Annotated in this window: 18 protein-coding genes and 1 pseudogene; 5 read left to right on the forward strand and 14 right to left on the reverse strand. The window is 59.5% G+C overall.

The window, feature by feature from the left end; translation table 11 throughout:
- Positions 1 to 870: a MaoC/PaaZ C-terminal domain-containing protein gene (locus J2Y56_RS24550; RefSeq protein WP_007947670.1), complete on the forward strand. Its 870-nt coding sequence runs from the start codon at positions 1 to 3 to the stop codon at positions 868 to 870.
- Between the two features lie 105 nt (positions 871 to 975).
- Here J2Y56_RS24550 and J2Y56_RS24555 read toward each other — a convergent pair whose 3' ends face one another.
- Genes J2Y56_RS24555 through J2Y56_RS24570 form a run of 4 tightly spaced genes read right to left on the reverse strand, consistent with a single transcriptional unit; the run spans position 976 to position 3,274 of the window.
- A complete protein-coding gene (locus J2Y56_RS24555) occupies positions 976 to 1,542 on the reverse strand; it encodes a DUF4136 domain-containing protein (RefSeq protein WP_310353237.1) in 567 nt (188 codons plus the stop codon).
- Positions 1,543 to 1,586: 44 nt separating this feature from the next.
- Entirely contained in the window at positions 1,587 to 2,210 is a 624-nt protein-coding gene (locus tag J2Y56_RS24560; RefSeq protein ID WP_007947668.1) for a DUF4136 domain-containing protein, read from the reverse strand.
- A 12-nt stretch (positions 2,211 to 2,222) separates the two neighbouring features.
- Positions 2,223 to 2,972 (reverse strand): methyltransferase domain-containing protein, encoded by a 750-nt coding sequence (locus J2Y56_RS24565; RefSeq protein ID WP_007947667.1) that lies wholly within the window; start codon positions 2,970 to 2,972, stop codon positions 2,223 to 2,225.
- The gene (locus J2Y56_RS24570) at positions 2,972 to 3,274 is read right to left on the reverse strand and encodes a MazG-like family protein (protein WP_150779746.1); all 303 of its coding nucleotides are present in this window, start codon (positions 3,272 to 3,274) and stop codon (positions 2,972 to 2,974) included. Before J2Y56_RS24570 ends, J2Y56_RS24565 begins: the two co-directional genes overlap by 1 nt.
- Before the next feature lie 241 nt (positions 3,275 to 3,515).
- Between J2Y56_RS24570 and J2Y56_RS24575 the strand changes: the two genes are divergently transcribed.
- On the forward strand, positions 3,516 to 3,809 hold the full coding sequence (locus J2Y56_RS24575) for a hypothetical protein (RefSeq protein ID WP_007947665.1): 294 nt from the start codon (positions 3,516 to 3,518) through the stop codon (positions 3,807 to 3,809).
- 96 nt (positions 3,810 to 3,905) lie between these two features.
- Complete coding sequence (locus J2Y56_RS24580; protein WP_310336683.1) at positions 3,906 to 5,246, forward strand: MATE family efflux transporter; 1,341 nt, start codon at positions 3,906 to 3,908, stop codon at positions 5,244 to 5,246.
- A 24-nt stretch (positions 5,247 to 5,270) separates the two neighbouring features.
- On the opposite strand, the gene J2Y56_RS24585 is transcribed toward J2Y56_RS24580, so the two are convergent.
- The 10 genes from J2Y56_RS24585 to J2Y56_RS24630 all read right to left on the reverse strand — a co-directional run bounded on the left by J2Y56_RS24585 (position 5,271) and on the right by J2Y56_RS24630 (position 14,911).
- Positions 5,271 to 6,068: a DUF4123 domain-containing protein gene (locus tag J2Y56_RS24585; protein WP_310336681.1), complete on the reverse strand. Its 798-nt coding sequence runs from the start codon at positions 6,066 to 6,068 to the stop codon at positions 5,271 to 5,273.
- Positions 6,065 to 7,387 carry a contractile injection system protein, VgrG/Pvc8 family gene (locus J2Y56_RS24590; RefSeq protein ID WP_310353242.1) on the reverse strand — a complete coding sequence of 441 codons (1,323 nt, stop codon included), beginning with the start codon at positions 7,385 to 7,387 and terminating at the stop codon, positions 6,065 to 6,067. The genes J2Y56_RS24585 and J2Y56_RS24590 overlap by 4 nt, the downstream gene beginning before the upstream one ends.
- A 233-nt stretch (positions 7,388 to 7,620) precedes the next feature.
- Positions 7,621 to 9,534 carry an arginine decarboxylase gene (gene speA / locus J2Y56_RS24595; protein WP_007947661.1) on the reverse strand — a complete coding sequence of 638 codons (1,914 nt, stop codon included), beginning with the start codon at positions 9,532 to 9,534 and terminating at the stop codon, positions 7,621 to 7,623.
- 221 nt (positions 9,535 to 9,755) lie between these two features.
- Complete coding sequence (locus J2Y56_RS24600) at positions 9,756 to 10,127, reverse strand: translation initiation factor Sui1 (RefSeq protein WP_310353246.1); 372 nt, start codon at positions 10,125 to 10,127, stop codon at positions 9,756 to 9,758.
- Between the two features lie 177 nt (positions 10,128 to 10,304).
- The gene (locus J2Y56_RS24605) at positions 10,305 to 10,862 is read right to left on the reverse strand and encodes an NUDIX hydrolase (protein WP_310336678.1); all 558 of its coding nucleotides are present in this window, start codon (positions 10,860 to 10,862) and stop codon (positions 10,305 to 10,307) included.
- A gap of 3 nt (positions 10,863 to 10,865) precedes the next feature.
- Positions 10,866 to 11,933, reverse strand: a complete 1,068-nt coding sequence (locus tag J2Y56_RS24610) for a DUF2333 family protein (protein ID WP_007947658.1) — start codon at positions 11,931 to 11,933, stop codon at positions 10,866 to 10,868.
- Positions 11,934 to 12,085: 152 nt separating this feature from the next.
- On the reverse strand, positions 12,086 to 12,493 hold the full coding sequence (locus J2Y56_RS24615; protein WP_310353250.1) for a hypothetical protein: 408 nt from the start codon (positions 12,491 to 12,493) through the stop codon (positions 12,086 to 12,088).
- Positions 12,494 to 12,558: 65 nt separating this feature from the next.
- Positions 12,559 to 13,065, reverse strand: a complete 507-nt coding sequence (locus tag J2Y56_RS24620; RefSeq protein ID WP_007947655.1) for an Hcp family type VI secretion system effector — start codon at positions 13,063 to 13,065, stop codon at positions 12,559 to 12,561.
- 14 nt (positions 13,066 to 13,079) lie between these two features.
- On the reverse strand, positions 13,080 to 13,763 hold the full coding sequence (locus J2Y56_RS24625; protein ID WP_310336669.1) for a hypothetical protein: 684 nt from the start codon (positions 13,761 to 13,763) through the stop codon (positions 13,080 to 13,082).
- A complete protein-coding gene (locus J2Y56_RS24630) occupies positions 13,760 to 14,911 on the reverse strand; it encodes a DUF2515 family protein (protein WP_310353252.1) in 1,152 nt (383 codons plus the stop codon). Before J2Y56_RS24630 ends, J2Y56_RS24625 begins: the two co-directional genes overlap by 4 nt.
- A 323-nt stretch (positions 14,912 to 15,234) precedes the next feature.
- Between J2Y56_RS24630 and J2Y56_RS24635 the strand changes: the two genes are divergently transcribed.
- The gene (locus J2Y56_RS24635; RefSeq protein WP_007947652.1) at positions 15,235 to 16,905 is read left to right on the forward strand and encodes a PleD family two-component system response regulator; all 1,671 of its coding nucleotides are present in this window, start codon (positions 15,235 to 15,237) and stop codon (positions 16,903 to 16,905) included.
- A gap of 1,492 nt (positions 16,906 to 18,397) precedes the next feature.
- A pseudogene (locus tag J2Y56_RS28565) lies at positions 18,398 to 18,904 on the forward strand (methyl-accepting chemotaxis protein); the annotation flags it as partial.
- Positions 18,905 to 19,034: the final 130 nt, after the last annotated feature.

Raw genomic sequence — 19,034 nt, forward strand, 5'->3', positions numbered from 1 at the left:
ATGATCACTGATTGGCACACACTCGACCGCGAACCGAGCCTGCCGGCGTTGTACGCGCGAGCGGCGACACGGCGCAAAATCACCGGCACCACGTTGCCCGATACGGGTTTGCACTGCTGGGTCGATGTCGATCCAAAGCGTCTGGCGGCGTATCGCAACGTCTGCGGGTTTGCCGACAACGGATTGTTGCCGCCAACCTATCCGCACATCCTCGCGTTTGCCTTGCAGATGCAATTGCTCACTGCTAAGGATTTTCCGTTTCCCTTGCTGGGGTTGATTCACCTGAGCAACCGCATTCGCGTCTTGCGGCCCATGGGCGGCGTGCATCGGGTACGCGTCGGCGTGCAGGTGCAAAATCTGCAACCGCACGCCAAGGGCGCGACATTTGATCTGGTGACCACGCTGAACGACCAATTGGGAACGCTCTGGGAGGCGCAAAGCCAGATGCTGTGCCGGGGCGTCAATCTGGACGGCGAGCCGGTCGAAGAGGTGTTGGCAACCACACTGGAGATGATGGAAGTGAGCCGCTGGAAAGCCCCCGCCGATATTGGCCGCCGGTACGCCAAAGTGTCCGGCGATTACAACCCGATCCACCTGAGTGCCGTGAGCGCCAGACTCTTCAGTTTCCCAACCGCCATCGCCCATGGATTGTGGAACAAGGCGCGCACGCTGGCGGCGCTTGCCGATCACCTGCCTACGGCAAACATCGAGATTGCCGTGCAGTTTCGCAAACCAGTGCGGTTGCCCAGTGAAGTGACATTGCTGGCGAGCGCGGCGGGGTCCAGTGGGGACTTTCGGTTGGTGGGCGTTGGGGAGCTTGAGCACATGGTCGGGGATTGGCGGCCGGTGGCTGACAGAGAAATCCTTTGAGCGTTTGAGATGGCTATCGCGAGCAGGTCGAATCGTCGCACCGTCACTCCCACAGGGGATTTGTGTTGATGTGCAAATCCAATGTGAGAGCGAGCCAATGTGGGGTCAGTGGGCCAATGTAGGTGGGTAGTTGGCCAGGATCCGTACGACGGTCTCATGTATTGCATTGCTACGATCCGTCGGGTTCGGCGAGCCGCTGAGCAGTTGTTCGTCGCTGCCGCGCCACACCAGTTTGCCGTCCTTGCCATCGAGCAGGTCAATCTGGATGGTCGCCACTTTGTAGCTGACGTTGCGGGTTTCGTTGTACATCGGCGCGCCCCAGTAACCGTACCAGGGGTTGCCATAACCGCCGCCATAGTTGGTGGTGACTTGTTGCTGACGCTCTTCGACGATCAGATAAGTTTGGACGTTCAAGTCACCCTTGGTGCCGGCGGACGCCGGACGCAAGCCTCGCTGATCCAGTTGAGCGGCTACGGATTGGCGGATGCGTTGCTCAGTCAGGTCACTCTTGATCCGTGGATCATCGGGGCGATATTGCAGGGCGGGTTCTTTCCAGCTCCAGCTGCGGTAGGCGGCAAAATTGCGGCTGGCGTCGTAGTCGTGATTGACCTGGTTGGCGGCGCAGGCACTGAGCAGCGCGGCCACAGCCAGTACAGCGAAACGGCGGAACATGATGTTTCTCCAGTGACATGCGCAATGCTTCTTATCTACAGAGGCTAACTGGGAGGATACGCCGACATGGCCTTTTCTACAGCCTCTCGCAGGGCATCGGCTTGCTCGCTCTGGCTGCCGCGATTGATGGTTTCAGCGCTGCCGCTCCACACTGACTGACCGGTGCCGGCATCGTACATGTCCACCTGCACCACCACGACTTGTTCCTGATAGGTGTGCAGAATCGGCACGCTGCCGTACAGGCCGTAACCGCTGCCGTAGTGGTTGTAACCGCCATAACCGCCATAGCCGGCGCCGTAATAACCGTAGTCGTCCTGCACCTGACGCATGCGGGTTTCGAGGTACAGGTTGGCGCTGACAAACAGGTCTGCCGGACGATCATCGTGCTGCGGTCGCAAGCCGCGCTGATCGAGCGCATTACTGACCAATTCAGCCACCTGTGCCGAGTCTGCCCAGGTGGTGCCCGGTGGCAGATGACCGTCAAGCCACGTCCAGCTGCGATAGAGCCCGAAGTCACGCGGTGGCGCCGGGTAGGCGCTGCGGTCGAAGGTGGTGGCGGCGCCGGGGGGCGCCGGCGGTATCGGGTTGGACGATGCCACATAAGGGTTGCTGCCCTCACAGGCCGCCAGCCCCAGGCAGATCACCAGCAACCCTGAACGACTTTTCATTTCGTATTCCGCTCAGATCGGCCGACAGATCCAGTGCAGATAGCGCCCAAGCCCGGCAAAGCTCGGGTGCCGACGGTGGGCCAACTCCATTTCGAGCAAGTCCACCAGCTCGGCGCGGGCCTGGAACTCCACCGGCATATAATCGTGAAAAACCCGCACACCACTTTGGGTTTCGACCTGCCACAGACCTTCAAGTTGCGCCGCCAACTCGCGCGGGTCCAGTGGCTGTTGCGGGGTCAGGCTCTGCTTCTCGCCGGCCATGTCGTTCTTGCGCATCTTGCGGAAGTGACCCTTGAGCAAGTTGCGGTAAATCAGCGCATCGCGGTTGTAGAAGGCCAGGGATAACCAGCCGTCTTTCTTCGTCAGTTGATGCAAAACCGGCAAAATCGCATGCGGCTCGGCCAGCCACTCCAACACGGCATGGCACAGCACCACGTCATAGGGTTCGGTGAGCTGACCGAGCAGCTCCTGCCACGGCGCCTGAATGAATGTCGCGTTCTGCCCGGCTTCGGCGAAGCGTTGGCGGGCGCCTTCGAGCATCGGCTCGGCGGGCTCGGCCAGCGTGACGTCATGCCCGCGTTGAGCCAGCCACAACGACATGTGCCCCAGACCGGCACCGATGTCGAGGACGCGCAGCGGCCGGTCCGGCAGCGTTTCAGCCAGGTCGGCCTGAAGCACCGCCAGCCGGATTGCACCTTTGGCCCCGCCGTAGATTTTTTCGGCGAAACGTGTCGCCAGTTGATCGAAATGACGATCGCTCATCAGCTGAACCTCTTTTCGCTGTCTGCGAGTTTGCTGCGCACGACTTCATTCATGTCCAACCCCAACTCGCTGCACAGCAGCAATAAATAGAGCACGATATCGCCCACTTCCTGTCCGGCGTGGGTCAGCTTGTCGGCCGGCAGCTGACGCGACTGGTCTTCGGTCAGCCACTGGAAGATCTCCACCAATTCGGACATTTCCACGCTGGCCGCCATGGCCAGGTTTTTCGGGCTGTGAAATTGCCGCCAGTCATTGCGATCTCGGATGGCGTGCAGGCGTTCGGTCAGTTCAACAAGGTTCATCGGGCTCTCCTGAAGGCGTATAGCTTCGGGGGGATGGCCGGGGATGGCAAGGGCGCTTTTTACTGTGGGAGCGAGCCTGCTCGCGATAGTGGCGGCACATTCAACATATATTTATCTGACACACCGCTATCGCGAGCAGGCTCGCTCCCACAGGTTCAATGCAACCCTCTATGCTTGTGGGGAACTCGCCACTGTGATCAATGGCCCAAGGCTCAACCACTTTCATCAGGACGTTAACCATATGCAGGTAGAAGGTTTTTTCGAATGGCTCGGCCAGGCGCTCGGTTCGGTCATCCGCTTTATCGTTGACGCCCTGAGTGGCTTGTTCAATCTGCTGAGCCATGCCGGCAGCAACTTTGTCGAAGGTTTGTCCCGAACGCTGGGGATGGACGCTTCGATCATCAGCATCATCGCGCTGATTCTGGGATTGATGCTGTTGTGGTCGGCCATTCGGGCCTTCATGAATGCGTCGATCATCATGGGGATCATCTGGCTGGTGCTGGGGCTGTGGTTGCTGAGCTGGATCATTCACTGACACCACCCTTCCCCCCTGTACCTGATCGTTCCCACTCTGCATGGGAACGATCACCACCAACTGTCGCTACAATGCCGGCTTCGCCAAGGAGCCTGCATGTCCAACCTGATTGCCGACTGGCGTGACCGCCCGACCCATCGTCGGGTCTGGGCGCTGGCTGCGCCGATGATTCTGTCGAACATTTCCGTACCGCTGGTGGCGTTGGTCGACAGCACAGTCATCGGCCACCTGCCCCACGCCCATCAATTGGGTGCCGTCGCGGTCGGTGCCAGCTTGTATACGCTCCTGGCCTGGGCCATGGGATTTTTGCGCATGGGCACCACCGGCTTCGCGGCACAGGCCGCCGGACGCGGGGATGGCGCGGCGTTGCGGCAGATCTTGCTGCAAGGTTTGTTGTTGGCCATGGGCCTGGCGATTGTCCTTGGCGCCGTCGGCGTTCCGTTGAGCGGCGTCGCGCTGCACTTCATGCAACCGTCGCCCGAACTGGATCAACTGACCCGCGAGTTTTTTCACACGCGGTTGTTCGGTCTACCGGCGGCCCTGGCCAGTTATGCTCTGGTCGGCTGGTTCCTCGGCACCCAGAACGCTCGGGCACCACTGGCGATTCTGCTGAGCACCAACCTGGTGAACATCGCGCTGAACCTGTGGTTCGTCCTCGGGCTGGAATGGGGCGTGGTCGGTGCGGCCCGGGCGTCGGTGATTGCCGAATGGACCGGTGCGCTGATTGGCCTGCTGCTGACGCGCAAAGCCTTGCGTGCCTACCCTGGGCATATCGTCTGGGCCGCGTTGGCGCTGTGGCAGAGCTGGCGGCCATTGCTGGCGGTCAATCGCGACATTTTCATCCGCAGCCTGGCCCTGCAATCGGTATTTTTCCTGATCACCGTGCAGGGCGCGCGTCTCGGCGATGCCACCGTTGCCGCTAACGCGCTTCTGCTTAACGGCCTGCTGCTGACGGCGCACGCACTGGACGGTTTGGCGCATGCCGTGGAAGCCTTGTGCGGGCACGCCATCGGCGCGCGTGATCGAGTGGCGTTGCGCCGTTCACTGGTGGTGGCCTGCGGCTGGTCATTGCTGGCAAGCCTGGGTTTTGCCGTGCTGTTTGCGTTCGCCGGGCACCTGTTTATCGAGATGCAGACTGACATCCAGAGCGTGCGCGATACCGCGTTCATCTACCTGCCCTACCTCGCTATGTTGCCGCTGATTGCCGTGTGGAGTTACCTGCTCGACGGGCTGTTCATCGGTGCCACTCGCGCCCGGGAAATGCGCAACGGCATGCTGCTGACCTTGATTCTGCTGCTGCCCTTCGCCTGGGCACTGCAAGGCCAGGGCAACCATGGACTGTGGATCACGTTTTTGCTGTTCATGGTGTTGCGCAGCCTGACCCTCGGTGCGTTTGCCTGGTACTTGCGCAAGAGCGACGGCTGGTTCGCTGGATAATGGGAGGCCAGGGTGTCAACGCGTTCAGGGTTGATCGTTCTGCCACTGGTCACGCAGGCTATCGAGACGTTCCTGTTGAGTGATTCCCGGCAACGGCTGTAAAGGCACTGCGTCGGGGTACTGCAAACGTAGCCATAACCAGTCATCGAGGACCGGCCGTTCGCTGAAACCCAGCGCCAGCCCCTCCAGCAGATGGGACCACAGGCGGATGTAATCACTCCCGGTGGACTGGCTCCAGCGCCAGGCGTGTTGTTCCAGCAGGCAGGTTTGCAACGCGTCGCGCTGACGTGCGCTGAGGTCTTCCTCGATGCCAAGCGGATTGACCGCGAGCCCGGGATTGAACAACCGCTGCCAGCCCTGACAGCCAATTGCCCGGTCAGCCCAGGTTCCACCGAACCAGCGTAACTGGCTGATCGGACCGAGCCAGCGACTCAGCTCCCGGGCATCGCACGCATCGAAAAAATAGCTGGCCGTGTGGGGGTTGTAGTAACTCAGCAAGGCGCGGTGATGCAGGCCAACGGTGACGGTGAGCATGCGGCGCAGATGTTCGAGCAACTGCGCAGGCGATGCCTCACTGACCAGCCACAATCCGCGCCAGAGGTGGGGTTCGCGGTAGCACCGATCGGCCAGTGCAGGGCATTCGCTGAGGTCGACCAACACCGGCCCGTGCTCCCTCAACGGCTGCCATTCGGTGTCGTCAAACAGACAGAACTGTCGGATGTGGGCAAATTGCTGCCGCATCGCTGTAACGGCCCGAGGCTCGCCCGGTGCATCGAGCAACAACCATTGCGAGGTTGCTTCGGGAGCCAGTACGGCAATCATGCCGCACCGCTCTGGCCAAGCTGCGTCGCGGCCCGGCAAGTGCAAAAGGTTTGTGTGCATTGAGTGAAGCTGCCCCCGCCAGGCAACAGACACAGCAACACCAAGGGCTCGCTGGACTGTAACAAGCGCAACAATCCGTCAATCGACACGTTGTCATCTGCCACCGCAGCCGCTTGCAGCTCGGGCGAGTTTGACGCCTGAACCTCGGACGTGCCGCAAAGAAACCCGGTGATCAGCGGTTGATCCGGATCGCCGTCGATAAAACTCACCAGCACCTCAATACCTTCACTCAACGGCAGGACGAGCGCGTCGCGCAATTCTGACGCCATGGACAACCAGCAATGGCCAGGTACCGCGCCTTCGCCCTGATATAGCCAGTCAAACTGCACCGCAACGGGTCTGGAAGCGTCGGGTTGAGGCTCATCGACCTCGACTACCCAAGCCCGCTGCAGGCTGTGCATCCTGGGGCCAATGGCCAAGTTCATCGTCACATAAGGCAACACTGCGGCCACCGCGCGGATCCGGTTGCCATACGAAAACTCCGGCAGCTGTCCACCCTGATGCTCGACATGGGTCAGCAACCAAAGACGATTCCAGTCGGCACACGGATGACCCGTCATCGGCACGCGCTGGCCACTGCGCAGCGTTGCAAGGTTCGTATGGCCTTCGGCAGCCTGCGGGCTGCCATGGAGCGTGAACTGATGCACGCCGGGTTGTCCGGTGTCGGGCGCAAAGATCAACTCTGCGCCACTCGGATCGCGGCCCTGCCCGTCACCAATGACCAGACAGTGACCGCGCCTGCGATGCTCGAAGTGATAATGAAGTCCCTCTTGCGCACACAGTCGCTGGAAAAATTGCAGATCCGACTCCTGATACTGCGCACAGAAATCCCGAGGAGGGTAATCGCAGGTCAACTCGAATCGCCGGTCCTTGCCCGCAATGCCATGCTCCTTGAGCACCTGGGCAAGGATGTCCGGTACCGAACGGTTACTGAACATTCGCTGGCTGAACCGCAGGGCCAGGCACGCCAGTTTCGGCCTCAGGCTTACACGACAAAGTCTGCAGGGGGTGCCATGTCCAGTCTGGACGAGTTCATGCAACTGCCCGTGAATACCGTGCGCCGCAGGCCCGAAATGCAAAAAGGCTGGCCGGTACAACAAGCTTGCCAGGTCCAGCGCCGGATCAATGACCAGCACATCCACGTTGAATTCAAAGGGTTCGCTGATCGCTTCACTGCCGGTAAAGGCCAAGACCTCAAAGGGATCGGGCAGACCCGCTACATCCAGACGAAATGACGGCTCGTTTACTGGATCGAACATCGGCGATTCTCTACAGGAGGGGCGGCCGGGGATTCTCTCCGAGAGAGTTGGCCGAGTAGAGTGCCGAAATACAACTTAGGAAACGGCCTACGCGAAAAGAAGACGACTTCGCATGGATAGACGTGGATGTGAGTCATTTCGCTGAAAAACAAAGACGCGTCTCACCAGGTCATCTGAAATTTCCGCAGCGTGCGGAACATTTTCAGACAGCCTGATGAGAGCAGTGCCCTACCTCAAGAAGACAGGTAAGACGAACGGGTCAGACCCAGACGCAACGCGTCGAGGAACTGGGTGCGCTCGGCAGCGGTGATACGGGCACTGGCGCACTTGTCGCGGTAGTGGGTCATCAACTCTTCCGGCGACAAGTGCACATAACGCAGCATGTCTTCGATGGTGTCGTGGGTTTCGATACCGGCGTGGTACACGCTGCCGTCAGCGTTCTGGTAGATGTTCACCGAATCGGTGTCACCGAACAGGTTGTGCATGTCGCCCAGAATTTCCTGGTAAGCCCCCACCAGGAAGATCCCCAGCAGGTAGTCTTCACCTTCGTTCAGGGCATGCACCGGCAAGCTGGTTTCGATGCTCTGCTCGTCGACGTATTGCTTGATCTTGCCGTCGGAGTCGCAGGTCAGGTCTTGTAGCACGGCGCGGCGCAGCGGCTCTTCGTCGAGACGGTGCAGCGGCAGAATCGGCAGGACCTGGCCGATGGCCCAGGTGTCCGGCAGGCTCTGGAACACCGAGAAGTTGCAGATGTACTTGTCGGCCAGTTTGTCGTTGAGTTCGTCGAGCACCTGACGGTGCGAACGCTGACGGGCTTTCAACGAGTTGTGCAGGCGACGGCACACGGCGAAGTAGCATTGCTCGGCCAGGGCTTTTTGCGCCAGGGTCAGCTTGCCATCGGCGTACTGGGAAGCCACGTCGCTCATGTAGTGCGTCGCGCGCCAGTAGGTTTCGGTAACCATCTCGATGTCGGTCGGGCCCAGCAGGTCAACCAGCCATTGCACGGTTTCCGGCAGCTCTTCCTTGTTGTCGATCTTCGGCACGTCGTCGTTGTGTTTCTCGACGTCGGTGACTTGCACCACCAGCATGGCGTGGTGAGCGGTCAGCGAGCGGCCACTTTCGGAGAAAATGTTCGGGTGCGGCAGGCTCTGCGCGTCGCAAAATTCCTTGAGCATCCCGACCACGACACCGGCGTAATCGTCCATGTCGTAGTTGATCGAACTGGCGTTACGCGAATGCGTACCGTCGTAGTCCACGCCCAAGCCGCCGCCAACGTCGATGTGGTCCACCGGCAGGCCGAGGTTGCGCAGTTCGCCGTAGTAACGAATCGCTTCCTTGAAACCATGCTGGTAGTCCGCCAGGTTGGCGATCTGCGAACCCATGTGGAAGTGCAGCAGGCGAATCCCTTGATCCAGGCCGGCTGCGCGGAAACGCTCGACCACCGACAGCAATTGCGCCGCCGACAGACCGAATTTGGATTTCTCGCCACCGGTGTCCGCCCACTTCGACGAGGCCAGGGACGACAGACGTACGCGCAGGCCGACTTGAGGCTTGACCTTCAGCGCCGCCGCTTCTTCGATCACCAGGCCGACTTCGGATTCTTTCTCGATCACGATAAAGACGTTGTGACCCAGCTTCTGGCCCATCAGTGCCAGACGAATGAACTCACGGTCCTTGTAACCGTTGCAGACGATAGTGCCGCCCTTCGGCGCCAGGGCCAGAACGGCCAGCAGTTCAGGTTTGGAGCCGGCTTCCAGACCGATGGAAACGTCCTGGGTGGCGATGATGTTTTCGATCACCGCTTCTTGCTGGTTCACTTTGATCGGGTACAGCGCGGTGTACTTGCTCTGGTATTCCAGACGCTCGATGTTCGCATCGAAGGCGCCGGTCAGCTGACGCACGCGGTCTTGCAGGATATCCGGGAAACGCACCAGCAATGGCAAGGACAAACCGCTTTTGCGCAGTTGGTCGACTTGCTCGAACAGATCAATAGGCGAACTGGTCGGACCGTTCGGACGAACTTCGACGCGACCGGCGTCGTTGATCGCGAAATACCCGGCCCCCCAATGGCGAATCCCGTAAACACTGCGGCTGTCCGCAACTGTCCATTGGCTGCCATCGTCTTTGCGTGTGCGTCGTACGGACATTGAAGTCCCCTATAAAGAAGTCATAGAGCGTCGCCTTGAGTTCAGGCCGGCGCAGTCTAAAGAATGAAAATGACGATTAGCCTGCATGCAAGGGCGATAGACCGCACATTCAGGTTTGAGTTTAGAAACCGGATCAGAACAGGCTCTGTGAAAACCATGTAGACGACGCCAGACCTGCTGTCAGGACTGGATCAAGCCGAGGGTGGTTTTCACAGAGGCTGCTAGCCGCCGGACTTCTTCGCTTTGAAACCGAGTTTGATCAGCTCGCCCAAGAGTAGCTCGACATGATCGCCCTGGATTTCCACAATTCCGTCTTTCAACGCTCCGCCTGTACCACAACGCTTCTTCAACGTGGTGGCCAGTTCCTTGAGCGCGTCTTCGGCCAATGGCACACCGGTGATGGTAGTCACCGTCTTGCCGCCACGGCCCTTGCTTTCGCGACGTACGCGAGCGATGCCGTCGCCGGCCGGGATAACGGTCTGTTTGCAGATACAGGCGTCCACCGGTTTACTGCATTCCGGGCAATGACGACCTGCGTCGGTGGAAAATACCAGGCCACCAAGGGCGGCGAAGGATGCGGCTTTTTTGGCCACCGGCAATCCTCTTGGGAGGACAAAGACTGGTCGCGGCCACTCGGGAAGTGGCCATCGACCGCGAAGCCCCACTCAGGCAGGGGCAGCGCTACTGAACCGGGCACGCTGGTTCAGTTTGAAAAGGTCGCGCAGTGTAACGGCAAAAAGCCGACTTGCTAAGAGCCAATCGGCGCCAATTTATAGCTCTTTTGCGACGTCATCCTGTTGAGCGCGCAGATAGCGCTTCAACGCAGCCAGAGAGTCCGGGCAATAAGGCTTTTGCTGGATTTCCAACAGGACCTGATCGATGGGGATGAAGCGCGCTTCGAGCACCTCTTCCGGCTGCAGGGTCAACGGCCCGTCCCAGACCGCCGAAAACGCTGAACACCAGAGCCGGTTGCCGGTGTCTTCAAAGAAGAAGTGATCATGGGCGATCAATTCCACACCGCTCACACCCAGCTCTTCTTCGAGTTCGCGGGCGGCCGATTCGGCGTAGGTTTCGCTGGCCAGCACCATGCCCCCCGCTGCCACATCCCAGTACCCCGGGTAAATGGCTTTGCTCAGGGTTCGCCGGTGCACGCACAGTTCACCCGCTGAATTGAACAGCATGATGTAGGTGCCGCGCCCGATCAGCCCGCGCTCACGCAAGTCGGAACGGACCAGGGCACCTAGCAGGTTGTCCTGTTCGTCGACCCAGGCGATCTGTTCAGCATCCGAGGCCGCGCGATGGGCGGCCTCTTTGGCGTTGTCGACCATAAATCAGCCTTGATTGAGCAATTGACGCAGATCGATCACTGCGGCGTTGGCCCGGGAAATGTAATTGGCCATGACCAGCGAGTGGTTAGCCAACACACCGAAACCGCTGCCATTGAGGATCATCGGACTCCAGACCGGCTCTTGCGAGGCTTCCAGTTCACGAATGATCTGACGCACGCTGACCGTGGCGTTTTTCTTGGCCAATACATCGGCGAAGTCGACTTCAATGGCGCGCAACAGATGGGACAGTGCCCAAGCCTGTCCACGGGCTTCGTAGAACACGTTGTCGATCTGCATCCACGGGGTCTCGACAATTTCTTCGTCGACCTGTGGCACTTGCCCCGGCGCGAGGACTTCGGTTTTCAGCGCGGTGTTGAGTTTGACCCGGCCGACGCTGGCCGACAGACGTTGTGACAGCGAACCCAGTCGGGTGCCCACGTCACCCAGCCAGTTGTTCAGGTTGTCGGCGCGGGCATAGAACAGTGCGCTTTTCTGGCTCGGATCGGACAGACGCGCCTGATAGCGGCTCAGGGAATTGATGCCTTCCTGATACTCGGACTCACTGGAAGGCAGCACCCAGCTTTTGTTGTCGAAGTTGAAACGCGGTTCGGCCTTGGCCAGATCGGCGTCTTCGGCCGATTGCGACTGGGAGCGGGCGAAGTCTTTACGCAGGGCACGGCTCAGGTCTCGGACCTGGACCAGCACGCCATATTCCCAGCTCGGCATGTTGTCCATCCACAGGCCTGGCGGGAAACGGTCGTTGGAAATATAGCCACCCGGCTTGGTCAGCAACGTTCCGGCGACGGTCTTGAGGGTTTCCACCGTCGTGTAGCCGACGACCATCTGCTTGCCTTCTTTTTCGGCAGCGACCTGGGCATTTTGCTGGACCGGGAAGAGCGCAGGCTCTGCACTCCAGTACCAACCCAAGGCAATCGTCACAAGCAGGTAAAGGCCGATCAGTGTGGCCAGCGCCCGGCTGAACAGCAGGCCGCCAAAGTAACTGCGGGTGGCCGATTCAGGTGCAGCGGCACGTTCAGGCGCGCTGCCCGCGCGGTTCTTCCAGTCCAGCATGGCGATATCCTTTCAATCACTTGAGTTCATCGGTTCGACCACAACCATACAACAACGTGCCTTTGGCCGGCACCCGTCGTTGGGCTTATCCAGAAAATTGGCGTAGAAAGACCAGCCACCCTTGCCAATGAACTCAAGTGTGCATGCCCGCTTTAATGCCCCCTGAGCACTATTGAAATCTGCCGCACCTCTCCCGGCGTGAAAAGATGGGCGATACCTTCGCCGTCTGTTGTGCGCTGGACAGTCTGTCCGTCCACGGTCGCGATGTAGCTGCGCTGCACCAGCGTCTCGCCCGTGAAGCTGTCGATCAGGCGGAAAATTCTGGGTGTCCGAGAGGGCTGGGGCGGCGGATTGTTCATCAATTCCATGACCTTGCAGTCAAAGGCCTGCGCCGCAATCGGCCAGTCACCGTAGTCGGCTTCAGCCCTGACCAGCCACCTCTCACCCCGCTCAATCTGGTCAAGCACTTCGCTGTCGATATCGATCAGCAAACCGGCACGCAACTCGCTCAGGCCTTCGATGGGTTGCCGATCGTTCAACGCCTGACGAACATGATCCATCGCTTCCTCGCCTGGACAAGCATGCTGGCGCTCCCACGTGGTCAGATGAACGTCTTGGACCAGCCTCATGCCAGCGTCTCGGCGTTCCACTCGTCGGAGCCCATGGTCCGGCTGATTTCATGTCTCCAGTAAATGCGTCGGTAGCTGAAGTGAACCTTCTCCAGCTGGGTAATGTGCGCAGTGCCCGCATCTTGACAGTGGGGCAAAAGCACCTCGGCACCGATGATTACCGCGTCCTCAAGCTCCATCGTGTAGAAATGCTCCTGCGTGCCATGTGCCGAGGTGCGATACCACTCGACGCGGCACTTGCTGAGCAGCTCCCCGGAACACAAGGCGATGTTGATCAATGGGGACGCCTTGTCGATGGACTTGGTAATGACCAAGGGCTTGTGCATCCGGCGCCCTGCTCCTGACCCTTTGGGCACAAAAATTCCATGGCTCAGGGCTTGAATCATGATCTGGTCTTCACGACCCAGTTGGTAGACGTTGCCCACTGACGCTTCAGTGAAGGCGCCTGCGCTGATGAGGCCTTGTCGTTCGCCTTTGAGCGTCATGAAAGCGGGGGTTGGCATGATGGGGCTCCTTTTTAGTTGGGTTGCGGGGCGGGGAAGTGCTGGGGCTCGTCGTACATGTCTTCGATTCCGTCGAAGGGCGTCCAGGGTTTGGCGAGTGCGAGGGTGATGAGGTAGCGTTCTTCAGTCGGATTTCGGTAGTCCTCGAAACGCCCCAGAGCGAGCGTGACCTGATACTTATCGCTCGCTTGCCAATTAGATTGCCCATGCAGAATCCCTTTCTGCAGATAGGCCCGCCATTCAGGTGTATCGACGATCGTGGGATTGTTCCGCAGCCCCTTCGCGACCCAGCCTTTGGCAAACAACTGGTCTTGCAGGTCGATCACAACTTTCAGGGCGTCGTCGATCAGTAATGGCTCGATTTGCGGAGACATGAGGACGTCTTCAATGACGTTGTCATTAAATGTAATCGTGAAAAAACGAGCCAAAGGCGTATCAAATCCATATTGCGGGTCGATAAATCGCAAGCGAGCATCGGTCTTGGGAATTCCGCCCCAGACATGTCCGCGTATCAGTGGACTGAAAGGGGCCGTAGAGTTTTTCCGCATCTCTTCATATGTCCCGCCTATTTCCAAAGCAATTTCCGGATCATCCCAAAGAGGCTGCTGCAACTGACGTATGGCGACCACCAACAAAACAACCAGAAACAGCAGGCCTGCACCATGACGTAAGCAGGGACGACGCTGCAACAGACTCACAGGATTGCGCCGCCCGATGCGATCTCGCTGATCGATTGCACCAATGCAGTACGGTTGTAATTGTTGAGCATGTGATCAAAGCGTTCTGCTGCTCGGAGTACGAATGCCATTCTCTGGTTGATGTCCGACAAATCCGCAAACGGGCTATTGTCAAACTCGATGGTGCGATCATCTTCAACACGCTGGCATTGGCTGGTGAGCGTCAACTCGATAGCCTGAGCGACACCTGAAGGAAAACCAGTCACGTAGGATGCGTGGTTGCCGCGCAGCAACGTCACCAATTGCCGATCCTCATAAATAGTTGGCTGGAGGATGTTGCGCTGCTCGTGCCAGGCTAAATACTCGACGCTCGCGGTGATACTTCCCGCTTCTATTGCCTCGAAAGCTTGCAGTACCAGTGGGTAAACCTGTCCGAAACGAAGCTTTCTCTGGCCCACGGGCCACAACACCGGAAACTTCGAATGCCCATAAATTCCTCCCCGGGCGCCCAGGCAATTCTTAAACTCCTGCCACCCACGCTTCGCATAAAACGCATGCAACGGAAAAACATCCAGAAACAGCGTGGTATTCCCCAACGCCATCATGTCGTGCACATGCCGGAACTGCTGCTGTACCAGAGACAAGTCTTCCCCGGCTAAACGGATATCCACTGAGGGAACAGGATTGCGCGCATCCGCAGCCTTATAGTCACGCAAGGCATCTGCCTGTTCGGACATCCTGTCCGGGGTCAAAAGCCCGGACTCACGGCGACTGTCGCGCAAACGCTGGCGTGACTCATGCTCTTCGCGAATACTTTCAACACTCTGCGCCGCATGCAACAACCCGCAGCCAACCTGCTTGGAAGCAAACGCCGCCAGTCCGGCCCACTGAAACCTTGGGTCATGCAGCCACAACCGGGCGTAGGCAGCGTTGATCGCACGGTTGCGTTCCACCGGGTCCGCTATCAATTCGCCGTTCGGTGCGACGATCTCTTCTGCCTCGCGCTGGTAGCGACGCCAAAGGCATGAGCACGTAAGGATCGGTACGTCAGTGACCAAGGTCTTGCTGCCGTACAGGCGCACCTCTGTGCATTCGCAGTCAGCAACGGGAATGTTGTTGTGGTTCAGGCGCTGGTCATCGCAAGGGTGCTGTTCAAAACACTGAGTCATGATTTACAGATGGCTTCCAGGGGAATCCCTGAACCCTAACAGCCGCAATTCCCGCCTGAACCCTGCCAACGAAAAATCAGAATTCCCTGACAGATGCGGTTCGCTGGACGTAACGAAATTGCCGTAAAACGAACAGGAAAGATCGCAAGTGGCGCATTCTCGGGTGTCTGGTCGACACAGAACCGCCGAACAAGACCAGCCAGTCACAAACTGAATGAGGCTGATTAACAGATAATTGCCTTACGACTCTCATCCCATTGAAAAGAGGTGCTAGCATAGGGCCACCAGTCGATCTCAGCATTTACCCTAACAGTAGTCAGGATATGACCGAGCCAGAAGACCCCAGCCGTGAGCGCCTCAAGCACCACTTTGCCCAGCGGGTAATTCATCAGGCACGTCAAATTCTTGAGATCTGGCAGCGCCTGCAACGCAGCGAGTGGTCCACCACCGACTTATCGGAACTGAGCGAGGCCAACCTGCGCCTGCTGCGGTTTGCCGAGCGTTTCGAGCAACCGGAACATACGCAACTGGCGCGTCACATCGGTCAGTCGCTGGAGGCTGTCGACGCCAATCGCGGACGCCTCAGCAGCGGGCTGATCACCGATCTCAATCGCTTGATGCAACGCCTGTCGCGCACCGGCCTGCGACATGGCGATCAGCTTGAGCAAACCTTGCTGCCACCCCTGCGCAAGCCGATCTATGTGATGCTGCAAGATCACGACCGCGCCGAGCGCCTGGCCAAGCAACTGGAGTTTTTCGGACTCAGCGCCCAGTCCCTGGACAGCGTTGCAGCCTTTCGCGCGTCGATGGTTGAGCGCCTGCCCGCCGCCATCGTCATGGACGTGGATTTCAGTGGTGCCGGTATAGGCCTGAAACTGGCCGCCGAAGCCCAGGAAGGTCTCGACCAGCGCCTGCCACTGTTATTCTTCAGCCTGCACGAAACCGACACTCCGACCCGCCTCGCCGCCGTGCGTGCCGGTGGCCAGGAATTTCTCACCGGCACCCTGGAGGCTTCGAGCCTGCTGGAGAAAATCGAAGTCCTGACCTGTGTCGCGCAGTACGAGCCTTATAAAGTGCTGATCATCGATGACTCCCGCGCCCAGGCCCTGCACACCGAACGCCTGTTGAACAGCGCCGGGATCGTCACGCGCACATTGATCGATCCAATTCAGGCCATGGCCGAGCTCTCGGACTTTCAACCTGACCTGATCATCCTCGACATGTACATGCCTACCTGCACCGGTACGGAACTGGCCAAGGTGATCCGTCACAACGACCGCTACGTCAGCGTGCCGATCATTTACCTGTCGGCCGAAGACGATCTGGACAAGCAGCTCGACGCCATGAGCGAGGGCGGCGACGACTTCCTGACCAAGCCAATCAAGCCGCGCCACCTGATTACCACCGTGCGCAACCGCGCGGCACGGGCGCGCAATCTGAAAGCCCGGATGGTCCGCGACAGCCTTACCGGCCTGTACAACCACACGCACATTTTGCAATTGCTTGAAGACTGCAGCTTCCGCTCCCGCCGCGAGAATAAGCCGCTGTGCTTTGCAATGCTCGACATCGACCACTTCAAACGCGTCAATGACAGCCACGGCCACCCCATGGGCGACCGGGTGATCAAAAGCCTGGCGCTGTTCTTGAAGCAACGCTTGCGCAAGACCGACTTCATCGGCCGTTACGGCGGCGAAGAGTTCGCGATCGTCATGCCCGATACCGACCTCGCATCGGCTTACTCGGTGCTGGATGAAATTCGTCAGCGCTTTGCCGAAATTCACTACCCCGCCCAGCCTCAAGACCTTTGGTGCACGTTCAGTGCCGGCGTGGTGGAGCTGTGCGAGCACTCCGACAGCCTGATGATGGCCAGCCAGGCGGATGAGGCGCTATACCGTGCCAAGGACGCCGGACGGAATCGTGTTCAGGCCGCACGAACATCACGGCAAAGTGCCACTTTTTTATCAGAATCCACTGATTCGGTCACAACCCTGTAACACAAACGCAATAAATTCAGGCGCTTACCATTCTGCCCTTGGTAGATCCGCTATGCGCCTGAAATTGCTGACCAATCTCAACACCCTCCTTTTAGTCGCCGTATGCGTGGCCCTCGGCGCCACGCTGTGGTGGTCGCAAAAAGCCCTGGAGCGCCCTTATCTTCTGATGGAGCGCTATCTGGGCCTGTCCCGGCAGTTTCAGAATGACGTTGCGCGCAATATCGGGGACTACCTCGCCAGCGGCGATGCCCTGCGTCTGAGCAGCGCCAGTCAGGCCACTGATGACTTGCAAAAGGAGCTTGGCGAGTTGCCGCCGGCGCTGGCCGACACCTTGCGCCCAAGCCTGTCGAACCTCGATGAATTCAGCAAAACCGATCTGTTGGCCGCCGGCAAACTCGCGGGCGACCCACAAGCGCTGCTGCTGCAAGCCGAACGCGAACTCGGCGCCAGCCTCGACCAACTCAGCCATTACGCGAGCGGCGACGCGACTTACCTGACGCCGCTACTCACCGCCTCTCAACACCTGGGCAAATTGTCTCTGGCCCGAGACAAACTGGTGAGCAGCGGCCGCAGCGAACTGGCCGCCGACGTCGAACGCGAAGTGGCCAACATCCGTACGCAGGCGGACCTGCTGGGCCGTTTGCCATTGCTAGGCGTCACCGCCAAGGGCGAGTCGAACACCGATGATTTCGCCTCGATGATGGGCCTGGAGAGCAACGAGAAAGCGGCCGCCGAAGACGCGGGAGTCGGTCTCAAGCGTGAACTCAACAGCCTGCTCTCGCGCTACCCGGCCGAACTGTCCCGCACGCGCGATCAGATCCAGAAACGCACCGATCTAAGCGTGGCCACCCACCTGAAAATCGCCGATGTACAGCAAGCCATTGCCCGACTCGAACCCGTGGTCCGTGCCCAGCACGGACAAATCCAGGGCGAAGTACGATTGATGCAGGGTCTGATGATCGGCCTCATCCTGCTGATCGCCTTACTCATCGACACCCTGCAGCGGCGCCTGGCCCGAACCCTGACCAACCTGGCGCCGGCCCTGTCCACCTGGGCAGAAGGTGACTTCAGCCGGGACATCGAACTGGGTAACACCAATCGCGAATTGCACGATATTCAGGCGTCGCTCAATCGCTTGCGCGCCTACCTGGTGGATCTGGTCGGGACCATTCGTCTCAACGCCGAGCAAGTCGCCGGCAGCAGCCGGACCCTGGCCGATTTGAGTAATGACCTGCACAGCGGCGCCGAACATCAGGCAGGCGACACGGCACTGATCCGCGACTCTCTCGGTGAACTGGAGGCGACCATCCAACAGGTCGCCGGCGATGCCAGCCAGGCAGCCGATGCCAGTCGTCATGCGGGCCTGGCCGTTGAGCATGGCCAGAAAGTCATCGGCTTGAGCCTTACCGGCTTGCATGCGCTGGTGGGTGAAGTGCAGGGTAACGCGCAGATGATCGAGCACCTGGCCGAAGAATCGGCAACCATCGGCGGCGTGCTGACGGTGATCCGCTCGATTGCCGACCAGACCAACCTGCTGGCCCTGAACGCCGCCATCGAAGCGGCTCGCGCCGGGGAAATGGGGCGAGGGTTTGCGGTGGTCGCGGAAGAGGTTCGCTCACTGGCGCAACGCACCGCCGGGGCTACGGCAGAAATTCAGACATTAATAGCTGGCCTGCAAACCGCCGCGCGTCAATCAGTGGAGGGCATGCGCGCGCAGGTTGAGCATGCCGAAGCCACGGCGAACCAGGCGCAAGCGGCCGACGGGGCGCTGGATAGAATCGTCGGGGCCATCCAGACCATTTCCGACACCGCCGTGCGCATCGCCGATGTTACCGCCCAGCAGAGCGGCGCGGTCAGCGAGATTCGCCACCACAGTGAGCGAATTCATCAATTGGGCGGGGATAACTTGCTGCGCATTGGTGAGGGGCGTGAACAAGGGGAGAACCTTTTGGTGCTGGGCGGACGGCTGCGTACCGCCGTTCAGGCCTTTCGCGTCTGAAAACCCGCTCCCATAGGGGGATAGTGATCGTTCCCACGCTCCGCGTGGGAATGCCTCAATGAACGCTCTGCGTCCGCTTTTGGGACGCAGAGCGTCCCGGACTGCATTCCCACGCGGAGCGTAGGAACGA

The organism is Pseudomonas sp. BE134 (genome assembly GCF_031456105.1).
GTDB lineage: Bacteria > Pseudomonadota > Gammaproteobacteria > Pseudomonadales > Pseudomonadaceae > Aquipseudomonas.